Raw genomic sequence first — 12,406 nt, 5'->3', positions numbered from 1 at the left:
GGCATTCGCTGGCCGCAGTTCCGCTGGGAGGTCGGCAGAGCTAGGATCGCCGGCATAAAAGAAAAGGAAACTCAGATGGGCCACATCGATCCAACCAAGGAGATTTTCGCGCAGTTCCGGGACAACGACCGTCCCGGCCCGATCCACATGCTCAACCTGGTGCGCTTACGCAAGGAGGCAGCCTATCCAGATGGCCGCAAGGCGAGCGGCGCGGAAGCCTATGCGGCCTATGGCCGCGAGAGCGGCCCGGTGTTCGAACGCCTCGGCGGCCGCATCGTCTGGCAAGGCAAATTCGAGTTGATGCTGATCGGCCCCGAGACTGAGCGCTGGGACCATTGCTTCATCGCCGAATACCCAAGCGTCGCCGCGTTCGTCGAGATGATCCGCGATCCCGTCTATCGCGAAGCGGTTAAGCACAGGCAGGCCGCCGTGGAGGATTCACGGCTCATTCGGCACGCGGTGCTGCCGGTGGGCAAGAACTTTGGCGAGGTGCCGGCCTGAGCGGCGTCGGCGGAACTCCCTCCTCAAGGTGGATGGCCGGGCTTGACTCGGCCATCCACGCCTCACCTGCTTGCTCCGAGAAAACTAACCCGCCGGACCCGCATCTTCCAGGAGCGGGCCGAACAGCTCCCAGCGTTCGCCGTTGAACTTCATCATCTGAAGCTGCTTGTTGACGCGGTAGTCGGTCGCCGAGGTGTTGGCCTTGATGCCGGGCAGGGCGATATCGCTGGTCACGTCCTTCAGCGAAGCCGCCTGCTTCATGACGTTTTCGCGCGTCAGGTTGTCGCCGCACTGCTGCAGCACGTGGGCCAAAAGCTGGGCGGTACCGTAGCCGTAGGTATTGAAGTTCGAATCCTTGTCGCCGTCCGGATAGTACTTCGCCATGAAGTCGAAATACTTCTTCAGGCCGGCATCGTCCTTCCAGGTCGGATCGAGCGGATCCTTGCCGTAATTGACGCTGATCACGCCCTTGGCGGCGTCGAGACCGGCAGGCTTCATCACCGCGCCGACCGAGGTGGCGTTGATGTCGACGATCTGCACCGGCTTCCAGCCGATCTCGCCGATCTTCTTGATCGCCTGCGCCGCTTGCTTCGGCGTGCTGGCGCTGAAGAACAGATCGGCGCCGGCATCCTTGATCTTGAGGATCTGCGAATCGACGGTCGGGTCCGAGACTTCGTAGGAGGACTCGTTGACGATCATCTTGGCGGCCTTGTCGCCGAGCCCGGCCTTGATGCCGTTCAGATAGTCCTTGCCGAGATCATCGTTCTGATAGAGCACGCCGACTTTGGCGTTTGGATATTCCTTCAGGATGTACTGGCCGTAGATGCGGCCCTCGACGAAATAGTTAGGGTTGTAGCCCATCGTCCACGGAAAGTTCTTCGGGTCCGTGAACTTCGAGGCGCCGGTGGCCGCGAACAGCTGCGGCACTTTCTTGGAGTTGAGATATTTTTGCACGGCCGCATTCGATGGCGTGCCGATGATCTGGAAGGTCAAGAGCACCTCGTCGCTCTCGACCAGCTTGCGCACCTGCTCCACTGCTTTTGGCGGCGAGTAAGCGTCGTCATACTGGATCAGATTGATCTTGCGGCCGTTGATGCCGCCCTGGTCGTTGATCATTTTGAAATAGGCGGCCTGGGTCTTGCCGATCGACGCGTAGGCCGATGCCGGTCCCGAGAACGGCACGGTCTGGCCGACTTTGATCTCGGTATCGCTGGCCCCCGGATCATATTTCTTCTGGGCATTGGCCGCCGAGACCGATAGCGCCAGGGTCAGCGCCGTTGCCGTGGCCAGATGCAGCATTCCATTCCTCATTCGCATTTCCTCAATGTTTGTTGCCGGTGATCAATCAGGTGCGCCTGTGCGCACCTGATGTCACCGCTGACGGCGATAGTGGATGAGGCGTTGTTGCAACGCAAGTTTGGGCGTGCGCCCGCAGTTCGTAGCATGCGCGGCTGCGCAGCAGGTTTGTAAGGTGGGCAGCGCCGGCGGATGCGCGAAGTGCAGTCCGCCGGGCGTAACCCGCCCTATGAGATATCCGAGAGGCTAACCCGCTGGACCCGCATCCTCCATGATCGGGCCGAACAGCTCCCAGCGTTCGCCGTTGAACTTCATCATCTGCATCTGCTTGTTGACGCGGTAGTCGTTCGGCCCGGTGTTGATCTTGATGCCGGGTAGCGCGAAGCTCGGGGTGAAGTCCTTGATGTTAGCGACCTGCTTCATCACGTTCTCACGCGACAGGTCGTCGCCGCACTGTTTCAGCACCTGCGTCAGCAATTCGGCGACTGAATAAGCATAGGTGTTGACGGTATTGAGCTTGTCCCCTTCGGGGAAATACTTGTCCATGAAGGCAAAGAACGCTTTCACGCCCGGATCGTCCTTCCACTGCGGATCGCCGGGCTCCTTGCCGTATTGGGTGGAGATGATGCCCTTGGAGATGTCGAGACCGGCCGGCTTCAACGTCGCCGAGATCGGGCTCGCGTTGATGTCGAGAATGTGCACCGGCGTCCAGCCGAGCTCGGCGACCTTCTTGATCGCCTGCGCCGCGAATTTGGGTGTCGAGGCATCATAGAAAAGATCGGCGCCCAACGACTTCAGTTTGACCACCTGCGAGTCCACCGTCGGATCGGTGACCTCGTAGGACACCTCGCCGACGATCATGCTGGCGGCCTTGTCGCCGAGACCGCTCTTGAGGCCGGCGAGATAGTCGCGGCCCATGTCGTCGTTCTGGTAGAGCACGCCGATCTTGGCGTTCGGATGCTCCTTGAGGATGTACTTGGCGTAGATGCGTCCCTCGGACACGTAGTTGGGATTATAGGCGATGGTCCAGGGATAGTTCTGCGGATCGTTGAAGCGCGCGGCGCCGGTCGAGGCCAGCAGTTGCGGGATCTTCTTGCCGTTGAGATATTTTTGCACGGCAGCGTTCGCGGCCGTGCCGATGATCTGGAAGGTGAACAGCACCTCGTCGCCTTCGACGAGCTTGCGCACCTGCTCGACCGTCTTCGGCGGCGAATAGGCGTCGTCATACTGGATCAGATTGATCTTGCGGCCGTTGATGCCGCCCTGATCGTTGATCATCTTGAAGTAGGCGGCCTGGGTCTTGCCGATATTGGCGTAGACGGAATAGGGCCCGGAGAACGGCACGGTCTGGCCGATCTTGATCTCGGTGTCGCTCGCGCCGGTGTCGTATTTCTTCTGGGCGAGAGCTTGGTTGGCGGAGAACGCGAAGGCGAGCGCCGCCGTGGCGGTGATGAAGGCTCTGCGATTGCTCATGTGGGCTTGTTCCTCCTGACGGAATTTCCGACCGACGGTCTTGTCCCGTTGATTGCCAACGGTCGCCATCGCTGTCGGAGATTGTGGAGGAACGGCAGGCGCCGCGCAAGGATCGCGGTGCCGCGCTATGGCATCTCAGGTCAGGAACAAGGCCAACAGCGCGAGCGCCGCCGGCAGCGCCTGCACGATCAGGATCCGCGTGCTGACGGTCGCCGCGCCATAAGCGCCGGCCACGATCACGCAGAGCAGGAAGAACGCCTTGATCTGGAACGCGAAGGCCGGATTGCCGTGCACCAGCCCCCAGACCAGGCCGGCGGCCAGGAAACCGTTATAGAGTCCCTGGTTCGCGGCCAGCACCTTGGTGATCGCTGCCTTCTCCGGCGTGTTGCGGAAAACCTTCAAGCCCTGCGGCTTGTCCCAGAGCAACATCTCCAGGATCAGGAAGTAAGCGTGCAGTGCGGCGACCAGCGCCACCAGGATATTCGCGATCCAGATCAAGTTGAGCTCCCCCAGCGTCAGCTTTCGGGTGGACGCTAGCACGGCTGGCGTGGCAAGTGCGATGGCGTGTTTCGATGCAATGGTGCCGCAATGCCCGCGCGACCGACCAAACCGCCTGTAAGCTTCGGCCTCGATCGGCTGGCGACGCCGATCGGGATCGCGCTGCTGATCACCGACGCTGAGGGCGCCTTGCGCGCGCTCGACTGGGAGGATTACGAGCACCGCATGCGCGAGCTCTTGCGCCTGCATTACGGTCTGGTGGACCTGAGTGACCAGCCCGCGCCCGCGGCCATGCGGACTGCGCTGTCGGACTATTTCGACGGCGATCTCGGCCAGCTCTCAGACATCGCCTGGCGCATCGCCGGCACGCCGTTCCAGCAGAAGGTCTGGAATGCATTGGCGCAAATCCCTGCCGGCACCACAATGAGTTACGGCGCGCTCGCCGCAAGGATCGACACGCCCAAAGCCATTCGCGCCGTCGGCCATGCCAACGGCTCCAATCCGATCAGCGTGGTGCTGCCGTGCCACCGCCTGATCGGCGCCGATGGTTCTCTGGTGAAGTATGGCGGCGGCCTCGAGCGCAAGCGCTGGCTGCTGCGGCATGAAGGCGTGGCGGTCTAAGCGCCTGTTTGACAACGGTTGAGCGATTGGCGGCGGCCGGCGATGGGCCGTCGAGCGAGCCTTCGGCCGCTCTCCCCCGCCGTGACCGAATCCATCAGACGTTCGACGTCATTACTTTCTGCGCGATCTTCCAGGTCCCGTTCACCTTCAAGCACGACAACAGGTCTGTGAAGTAACGCGGCGGGATGCGCAATTTCACCTTCAAAAGCGCGAGCTCTCCTTCAACATCCGTCGACAGGATCTGATCGTCTCGCTCGAAGCCCTGTTGCTTTGGAGCTTTCATGTCGCGGACCGCTGCCAGCCAGGTCGCAATCGGCGTCACGCCCACGTTGCCGTCCTCGGCGACCTTCGTCACGGAACTCAAGGGGTGAAATATGGATGCAAATTTCTCGGCATCCATTTCATAGGCAGCATCGAAATAGGTTTGCGCAAGGGAGTGCAAGGCGGGAACGTCCGTATTCATTGTCATCCTCAAAGCCGTTACACCGGGCATTCATGCGGCCCGGCCCGGCCAGCCGTGCCGAGCGTCAGCCTGGCGCCCGTGCAGAAAAGCACCGTAGGTCGTCGAATTGCGGGTGGGAGCCTACGGCATAGTTGTTTATGAAGCCAGCCGACTTGCGCGGCATGGGCTTATGATCGATATTCATAGACGATGACAAACGAATTGAACGAGCTCGCGACGTTCGCAATCGTGGCCAGTGAACGAAGCTTTACGCGCGCTGCGATAAAGCTGGGTGTGTCTCAGTCTGCCTTGAGTCACACAATCCGGAGGCTTGAGCAACGGCTTGAGCTGCAGCTGCTCGCTCGAACAACCAAGAGCGTTGCGCCAACCGCTGCGGGGGCAGCTCTTTTGGAAGACTTGTCTCCGGCGCTTGAGCAAATTCGTCACGCCCTCGACAAGGCCCGAAGTGTTCGGCAGCGACCCGAAGGTCGTCTCCGAATCGTAATGTCACGATCAGCTGCCGTGATGGTGTTGTTGCCGCGGTTGAGAGCTTTCGCTGAGTCCTACCCGGACATCGTTCTGGACGTTGTTACCGTCACTGGCCCCGTGGACCTTGTTGCAGGCGAGTTCGATGCCGGTATCCAGCTTGGCGAGTACATTCAAAAGGATATGATCGCGGTTCGCCTCACGCCCGAACTGCGATTGGCGGTAGTGGGCTCGCCAAGCTATTTCGCTTCACGAAGCATCCCCAAGAAACCAAAGGATCTGAACGATCATCGGTGCGTTACGCTGCGTCTTGCGGGTGGACCATATCGGTGGGAGTTTCAGCAGGGACGAAAGTCGGTCACGATCAACGTGAACGGCCCACTCATCATTGACGATACCCACCTGGTGATCCAGGCGGCGCTCGCCGGGGTTGGTGTGGGACTCGCTTATGAAGAGCAGGTCGCCGAATATGTTGCGAAGCGCCGCCTTGTCCGGGTGCTGGAGGATTGGACTCCGCCAATTCCGGGCTTCTTCATGTATTATCCCAGTCGTCGGCATCAACCGGCGACGCTGTCTGCGCTGGTGAACGCGCTGCGATTCTCCGAACAAAAGTCGGCGCGATGATTCAGCGGGGAATGACGAGAGAAGTCAGGCCGCTGGCTGAACCGCCTTGTCGCCGGCCATCACGTGGGTCAGCGCGCTCTTGATCGCGGCCTGACGTGTCGGCGCGCTGATCTGTGCGCCCAGGAGATCGGTGACGTAGAACACGTCGCGCGCGCGCTCGCCGAAGGTCGCGACATGGGCCGAGGCGATGTTGAGGTTGAGCTTCGAGATCGCGGTGGTCAGCTCGTAGAGCAGCCCGGGGCGGTCGAGGCCGGACATTTCGATCACTGTGTAGCGGTCGGACCATTGGTTGTTGATGGTCACTTCCGGCTCGATCACGAACGGCCGCGCCTTGCCGCGCACGGTGCGCCGGGCCACCACTTCGGGCAGACGCAGCTTGCCTTCCAGCACGTCCTCGATCATCTCGCCGATGCGTGTGGCGCGCCGTCCCTCGTCCTCGTCGCGGTCGTATTCCCTGGAAATCGAGATGGTGTCGAGCGCGCGACCGTCGGTCGTGGTGTAGATCTGGGCATCGACGATGTTGGCACCGGCCGAGGCACAGGCGCCTGCGATGATCGACAGCAGCCAGGGATGGTCGGCGGCGAAGATGGTCAGCTCGGTGACGCCACGCACCTCGTCGAAGCCGACATTGATCGCGAGCTTGTGGCCCGCCTGCTCGCTGGCACGGACGAAGCGCGCGTGGCGGATCTTGCGCGGCAGCTCGACCTTGAGCCAATAGGCCGGATAGTGCCGGGCGATATAGGCGTCGAGCTCTTCCGCCGGCCATTCCGCGAAGGCGTTACGGAATTCGGCATACGCGGCCGTGAGCCGCTTGCCGCGGTCTACCTCCGAGAAGCCACCCGTCAGCACCGGTTCGGTCTCGTAGTACAGCGAGCGCAAGAGCTGCGCCTTCCAGCCGTTCCACACGCCTGGGCCGACGCCGCGGATGTCGGCGGTGGTCAGGATCGTCAAGAGCTTCATCTGCTCGACCGACTGCACCACGGCGGCGAAATTCTCGATGGTCTTGCGGTCGGAGAGATCGCGCGACTGTGCGACCGTGGACATCGTCAGATGCTCCTCGATCAGCCAGGCCACGAGCTCGGTGTCGGCCGGACTGAAGCCGAGCCGCGGGCAGAGCCGTCGCGCCACCTTGGCGCCGGCGATCGAGTGATCCTCGGGCCGGCCCTTGGCGACGTCGTGCAGCAGCGTCGCAATGTAGATCACGGAGCGATGCTCCGGCCGGATCTTGCGCATCAGGTCGCTCGCCACCGCGAATTCCTCGATGCCGCCGCGTTCGATGTCCTGGAGGAACCCGACGCAGCGGATCAAATGCTCGTCGACGGTGTAGTGATGATACATGTTGAACTGCATCATCGAGACGATCTTGCCGAAGGCACGGATGAAATGGCCGAGCACGCCGGTCTCGTTCATCCGCCGCAGCACGATTTCCGCGTTGTCGGATGTCAGGATCTCCATCAACAGCCGGTTGGCTTCGGGATTCTCGCGCATCTGCGCGTTGATCAGGCCGAGCGAACGCGTCACGTCGCGCATCGCGTCCGGGTGGAAGGCGAGATTGTTCTTCTGCGCCAGGCGGAAGATGCGGATCAAATTGACCGGATCATGCTTGAACACGTCGGGCGCGGCGACGTTGATGCGGTTGTTGTCGACGATGAAGTCGTCGCTGTCGGGCACTCGCCGCTTCACCGCGGTGGGGCGCAGCCGCGCCATCATCCGGCTCAGCACCGGCGCGGGCTTGGCCTGCTGGTCCTCGAGCTTGGCGCAGAGGATGGCGGTGAGGTTGCCGACTTCCTTGGCGACCAGGAAGTAGTGCTTCATGAAGCGTTCGACGTCCTGCATGCCGGGATGCGAGGTGTAGCCGAGCCGGACCGCGATCTCGCGCTGGAGGTCGAAGGAGAGGCGCTCTTCAGGGCGACCGGAGTAAAAGTGAAGATTGCAGCGCACCGACCAGAGGAAGTCGGCGCAGCGGCGGAAGGTGCGGTATTCCTGCGCGTCGAACACGCCGCGGTCGACCAGTTCGTCGGTGTCGCTCACGCGGTAGACGTACTTCGCGATCCAGAACAGCGTGTGCAGGTCGCGGAGCGCACCCTTGCCGTCCTTGACGTTGGGTTCGACCAGATAACGCGATTGGCCGCCGCGGCGATGCCGCTCCTCACGCTCGGCGAGTTTCGCGGTGACGAACTCGGACGCGGTGCCTTGCACGACCTCCTTGTCGAAGCGGGCAACCAGCTCGTCATAGAGCGGCCGGTCTCCGGTAAGGAAGCGCGTCTCCAGGATCGCGGTGCGGATGGTCATGTCGCCGCGCGCCTGCCGGATCGACTCGTCGACCGAGCGCGTGGCGTGACCGACCTTCAGCCCCATGTCCCAGAGGCAATAGAGAATGGCCTCGGCGACCTGCTCGCCCCAGGCGGTCTGCTTGTAGGGCAGGATGAAGAGCAGATCGATGTCGGACTCGGGGGCCATCAGGCCGCGGCCATAGCCGCCGGTCGCCACCACTGCCATGCGCTCGGCACCGCTCGGAATCGGCGAGCGGTAGAGATGGCGGGTCGCGGCCGAATACAGGATGCGGATGATCTCGTCCTGCACGTGGCACAGTCGCTCGGCGCAGCGCCGGCCATGACGGTCCTTCAGCAGGATCGTCTGTGCCGCAGCGCGCGAGGCAATCAGCTCGGCCTTGAGCAGTTGCGCCATGGCCGTGCGGAACGCGTCCTCGCGTCCCTGGTGCTTCTCGGCAAGCGCATCGACCGCGGCGGTGATCCGCGCGGTGTCGAAGCGATCGTCCACCTCGGCCTTGTGTTCAGTCGCGACGCTGTTCATGTCTCACCGGATATAAGAGGCGGCCGGCGCTGTCACCCGCCATTCTCTCGCAATAGTCGTTCCATGCTGGAAAGGTGCGGCTTTGGGCAAAGCTGTTCTCAGCCGGCGCGCTTTCGAGGGATGGATTTTCTCGTTGATTTCTAGATCTAACTCATTGAAAAACAATGAAGTTTTGAGGAGGTCGGGCATGACCAGGATTACACGACGCATACTGTTGGCGGGAGCGGTCGCTCTTGCCATGTCCCCCGCGGCGCGGGCGGCGGATCCGCTCAAGGAAATCCGTATCGACTGGGCGACCTATAATCCGGTGTCGATGGTCCTGAAGCAGAAGGGACTCCTGGAAAAGGAGTTCGCCAAGGACGGCATCACCGTCACCTGGGTGCAGTCGGCCGGCTCCAACAAGGCGCTCGAATTCCTCAATGCGGGCTCGATCGACTTCGGCTCGACCGCGGGCTCGGCGGCGCTGGTCGCGCGTATCAACGGCAACCCGATCAAGTCGATCTACGTCTATTCGCGTCCCGAATGGACGGCGTTGGTGACATCAAAGGATTCCAAGATTGCTAATGTCGCCGATCTCAAGGGCAAGCGGGTCGCGGTGACGCGCGGCACCGATCCGCACATCTTCCTGGTGCGCGCATTGCTTGGCGCAGGTCTCACCGAAAAGGACATCACGCCGGTGCTGCTCCAGCACGCCGACGGCAAGACCGCGCTGATCCGCGGCGACGTCGATGCGTGGGCCGGGCTCGATCCGATGATGGCGCAGGCCGAGGTCGAGGACGGCGCGAAACTGTTCTATCGCAAGGCCGACGCCAACACTTGGGGCATCCTCAATGTGCGCGAGCAGTTTTTGAAAGACTATCCGGACGCCGCCCGCCGCGTGCTCGCGGTGTACGAAGAGGCGCGCAAATATTCGCTCGCGAATTACGACGAGCTCAAGAAGACCTTCATCGCCGTGACCAAGCTGCCGGAGCCTGTCGTCGACAAGCAACTCAAGGAGCGCACCGAGCTGACCCACAGCCGCATCGGCGCGCCCCAGCGCGAATCGATCCTCGCCGCGGGCCTCGCCCTGCAACAGGCCGGCGTCGTCGACGCAAAGGTCGATGTGAAGGCGACGCTGGATGCGTTGATCGACGATCAGGTCCCGCTGCCGACGAATTAAAGGCAGGCGGGCGGCAAACTCGGTCGTCGTCCCGGGGCGCGAAGCGAGCCCGGGACCCATAACCACAGGAAGTGGTTTGGCGCCAAAGGGGCAACTCCGAGTCACCGTAGCCACGCCTTCCCGTGGTTAGGGGTCCCGGATCTGCGCTCCGCTTCGCTGCGCTTGTCCGGGACGACGCCGAGAATGCCGCGCGCCCTTGCAATCTCGCACAGGACGCGCTTCCTACCGGCCATGATCTCTGACGCGCCAGTCCTGCAACAGACTACGGAACCGGCCGAGAGCGCCGCGCCCTCGCGGCTGTCGCGCTATGCGGGGCCGACGCTGGGATTGCTGTTGCCACTGACCCTCGCGCTTGGCTGGGAACTCGTGGTCTGGTCCGGCTGGTCCAACGGCCGGCTGGTGCCGCCGCCCTCGCGCTTGTTCGCCACCGTCGTTGATCTTGCGCGCTCCGGCGAACTGTTCCGTCACATCGCCGCAACGCTGTGGCGTGTCGGCCTTGGCTTTGCGTTCGGCGTGGTCGCGGGGACCTTGCTCGGCGCCATATCCGGCTATTGGTCGCTGGCGCGGCGGCTGCTCGACCCGACCGTGCAGGCGCTGCGCGCGATCCCGTCGCTGGCCTGGGTGCCGCTGTTCATCCTCTGGCTCGGCATCTTCGAGACCTCGAAGATCGCGCTGATCGCAGTCGGCGTGTTCTTTCCGGTCTATCTCGGCGTGATGGGCGCGATCCTCATCGTCGATCGCAAGATCGTCGAGGTCGGTCGCACATTCCGTCTCTCCGGGCCTGCCATGATCCGCCGTATCCTGCTGCCCGCGGTGCTGCCGGCCTATGTCGTGTCCTTGCGCGTCGGTCTTGGTCTGGGCTGGATGTTCGTGGTGGCGGCCGAGCTGATCGGCGCGTCCGAAGGCCTCGGCTATCTCCTGCTCGACGGCCAGCAGCTCGGCAAGCCCGCGCAGATCCTCGCCGCCATCGTGATCTTCGCGATCCTCGGCAAGCTCACGGATTGGTTGATCGAGATCGCGGCTGCGCCCTTCCTGCGCTGGCAGGACGCCTTTGGGCGTACAACGGGAGCATAAGGCGATGCTGGCGCTCGACCGGGTCAGCAAGACCTATCCCAACGGCGTGCAGGCGCTGGCGCGCTTCTCCGCCGAGATCAGGCAAGGCGAGATCGTCGCCATCATTGGCGGCTCGGGCTGCGGCAAGTCCACGCTGCTGCGCGCCATCGCGGGCCTCGACCGCGCAAGCTCGGGCACGGTGACGCTGGACAACGAGGCGATCGCCGCGCCGCATGCCAAGATCGGCATCATCTTCCAGGAGCCGCGGCTGCTGCCCTGGCTCAGCGTCGCCGACAATATCGGCTTTGGTCTTGCCGATGGGCCCGCGACCGAGCGGCGTGAAAAGGTGGCGCGTGCGCTCGAGCGTGTCGGGCTCGCCGAGAAGGCGCAGGCCTGGCCGCGCGAGCTCTCGGGCGGGCAGGCACAGCGCGTCGCGATCGCCCGCGCGCTGGTGCCGCAGCCCGAGGTGCTCTTGCTCGACGAGCCGTTCTCGGCGCTCGACGCTTTCACCCGCAGGGACCTCCAGGATCATCTGCTCGATCTCTGGGCCGACACGCGGCCGACGCTCATCCTCGTCACCCATGACGTCGACGAGGCCGTGGTGCTGGCTGACCGCGTGCTGGTGATGCGGCCGCGGCCGGGCCGGCTGTTCGACCAGATCGAGATCAACCTGGGCAGGCCACGCGACCGCAATTCGCCGCTGTTCGAGAATTTCAAGCGAAGTGTGCTGACGTCACTCGATCGTTCGCTCGACCGCAGCGTGCCCGACCGTGACGCAACCCAGGGTCCCGGTCAGGCCATGTGGTGGTGACAATTTCGCTCCGAGCCGGTACATCGCAAGCCGGTACTTCGTAGAGACGATTTTCCCGGGAGAGACAAAATGGACGCCGCAGCACTGCGCCAGATGCAGGCCCCGATCAAGGAGCGCTACAAGACCGACCCCAAGACCGCGATGATCACGTTGAGGGCCAAGGGCTCGACCGACAGCGAGGGCATCGCCTGCAAGGTCGAGACCGGCCGCGCCATCGCAATGGCCGGCCTGCATCCCGCAACCGGCGGCTCCGGCCTCGAGCTCTGCTCGGGCGACATGCTACTCGAAGCGCTGGTCGCCTGCGCCGGCGTCACGCTGAAATCGGTCGCGACCGCGATCGAGGTACCCTTGAAGACCGGCAACGTCTACGCCGAGGGCGATCTCGATTTCCGCGGCACGCTCGGCGTCGACAAGGAGACGCCGGTCGGCTTCGCCGAGATACGTCTGCGCTTCGACGTCGATACTGATGCGCCGCAAGACAAGCTCGACCTGCTGCTCAAGCTCACCGAGCGCTACTGCGTGGTCTATCAGACCATCAAGAACGGCCCGAAGGTCTCGGTGTCGATGCAGCGGATGTAGCGAGCGAAGGCCGCTCGCCCAACAATTCGTGTCGTCTCGGCGAAGCCCG

The 12,406-nt window shown here is 63.1% G+C and carries 12 protein-coding genes; 7 read left to right on the top strand and 5 right to left on the bottom strand.

Features of this window, described 5'->3' with window-relative positions; all coding sequences use genetic code 11:
* The first annotated feature begins 75 nt into the window (after positions 1-75).
* Positions 76-501 (top strand): DUF1330 domain-containing protein, encoded by a 426-nt coding sequence (locus IVB07_RS37310; RefSeq protein ID WP_018455884.1) that lies wholly within the window; start codon positions 76-78, stop codon positions 499-501.
* Between the two features lie 84 nt (positions 502-585).
* On the opposite strand, the gene IVB07_RS37305 is transcribed toward IVB07_RS37310, so the two are convergent.
* The 3 genes from IVB07_RS37305 to IVB07_RS37295 all read right to left on the bottom strand — a co-directional run bounded on the left by IVB07_RS37305 (position 586) and on the right by IVB07_RS37295 (position 3,768).
* A complete protein-coding gene (locus IVB07_RS37305; RefSeq protein WP_085385519.1) occupies positions 586-1,812 on the bottom strand; it encodes an ABC transporter substrate-binding protein in 1,227 nt (408 codons plus the stop codon).
* A gap of 231 nt (positions 1,813-2,043) precedes the next feature.
* Positions 2,044-3,270 carry an ABC transporter substrate-binding protein gene (locus IVB07_RS37300; protein WP_026233046.1) on the bottom strand — a complete coding sequence of 409 codons (1,227 nt, stop codon included), beginning with the start codon at positions 3,268-3,270 and terminating at the stop codon, positions 2,044-2,046.
* 135 nt (positions 3,271-3,405) lie between these two features.
* Positions 3,406-3,768: a DUF1304 domain-containing protein gene (locus IVB07_RS37295; protein WP_231189569.1), complete on the bottom strand. Its 363-nt coding sequence runs from the start codon at positions 3,766-3,768 to the stop codon at positions 3,406-3,408.
* A gap of 90 nt (positions 3,769-3,858) precedes the next feature.
* Between IVB07_RS37295 and IVB07_RS37290 the strand changes: the two genes are divergently transcribed.
* A complete protein-coding gene (locus IVB07_RS37290) occupies positions 3,859-4,389 on the top strand; it encodes a methylated-DNA--[protein]-cysteine S-methyltransferase (protein ID WP_018455889.1) in 531 nt (176 codons plus the stop codon).
* A 94-nt stretch (positions 4,390-4,483) separates the two neighbouring features.
* Here the strand turns inward: IVB07_RS37290 and IVB07_RS37285 are convergent, their stop codons facing one another.
* Positions 4,484-4,852 carry a nuclear transport factor 2 family protein gene (locus IVB07_RS37285; RefSeq protein WP_247295911.1) on the bottom strand — a complete coding sequence of 123 codons (369 nt, stop codon included), beginning with the start codon at positions 4,850-4,852 and terminating at the stop codon, positions 4,484-4,486.
* 189 nt (positions 4,853-5,041) lie between these two features.
* Between IVB07_RS37285 and IVB07_RS37280 the strand changes: the two genes are divergently transcribed.
* Positions 5,042-5,941 carry a LysR family transcriptional regulator gene (locus tag IVB07_RS37280; protein WP_018455891.1) on the top strand — a complete coding sequence of 300 codons (900 nt, stop codon included), beginning with the start codon at positions 5,042-5,044 and terminating at the stop codon, positions 5,939-5,941.
* Between the two features lie 24 nt (positions 5,942-5,965).
* Here the strand turns inward: IVB07_RS37280 and IVB07_RS37275 are convergent, their stop codons facing one another.
* The gene (locus IVB07_RS37275) at positions 5,966-8,755 is read right to left on the bottom strand and encodes a [protein-PII] uridylyltransferase (RefSeq protein WP_247767423.1); all 2,790 of its coding nucleotides are present in this window, start codon (positions 8,753-8,755) and stop codon (positions 5,966-5,968) included.
* A 187-nt stretch (positions 8,756-8,942) separates the two neighbouring features.
* Between IVB07_RS37275 and IVB07_RS37270 the strand changes: the two genes are divergently transcribed.
* The 4 genes from IVB07_RS37270 (at position 8,943) to IVB07_RS37255 (ending at position 12,357) form a co-directional block, all read left to right on the top strand.
* Positions 8,943-9,914 (top strand): aliphatic sulfonate ABC transporter substrate-binding protein, encoded by a 972-nt coding sequence (locus IVB07_RS37270; RefSeq protein WP_247295914.1) that lies wholly within the window; start codon positions 8,943-8,945, stop codon positions 9,912-9,914.
* 231 nt (positions 9,915-10,145) lie between these two features.
* On the top strand, positions 10,146-10,988 hold the full coding sequence (locus IVB07_RS37265) for an ABC transporter permease (RefSeq protein WP_247295993.1): 843 nt from the start codon (positions 10,146-10,148) through the stop codon (positions 10,986-10,988).
* A 4-nt stretch (positions 10,989-10,992) separates the two neighbouring features.
* Positions 10,993-11,778, top strand: coding sequence for an ABC transporter ATP-binding protein (locus tag IVB07_RS37260; RefSeq protein WP_018455896.1), 786 nt, complete (start codon positions 10,993-10,995; stop codon positions 11,776-11,778).
* 69 nt (positions 11,779-11,847) lie between these two features.
* Positions 11,848-12,357 carry an OsmC family protein gene (locus IVB07_RS37255; protein ID WP_018455897.1) on the top strand — a complete coding sequence of 170 codons (510 nt, stop codon included), beginning with the start codon at positions 11,848-11,850 and terminating at the stop codon, positions 12,355-12,357.
* Positions 12,358-12,406: the final 49 nt, after the last annotated feature.

The organism is Bradyrhizobium sp. 172 (assembly GCF_023101065.1).
Taxonomy (GTDB): domain Bacteria; phylum Pseudomonadota; class Alphaproteobacteria; order Rhizobiales; family Xanthobacteraceae; genus Bradyrhizobium; species Bradyrhizobium canariense_D.
The sequence above is the reverse complement of the archived record's forward strand: the minus strand, read 5'-3'. Positions and strand labels throughout refer to the sequence as shown.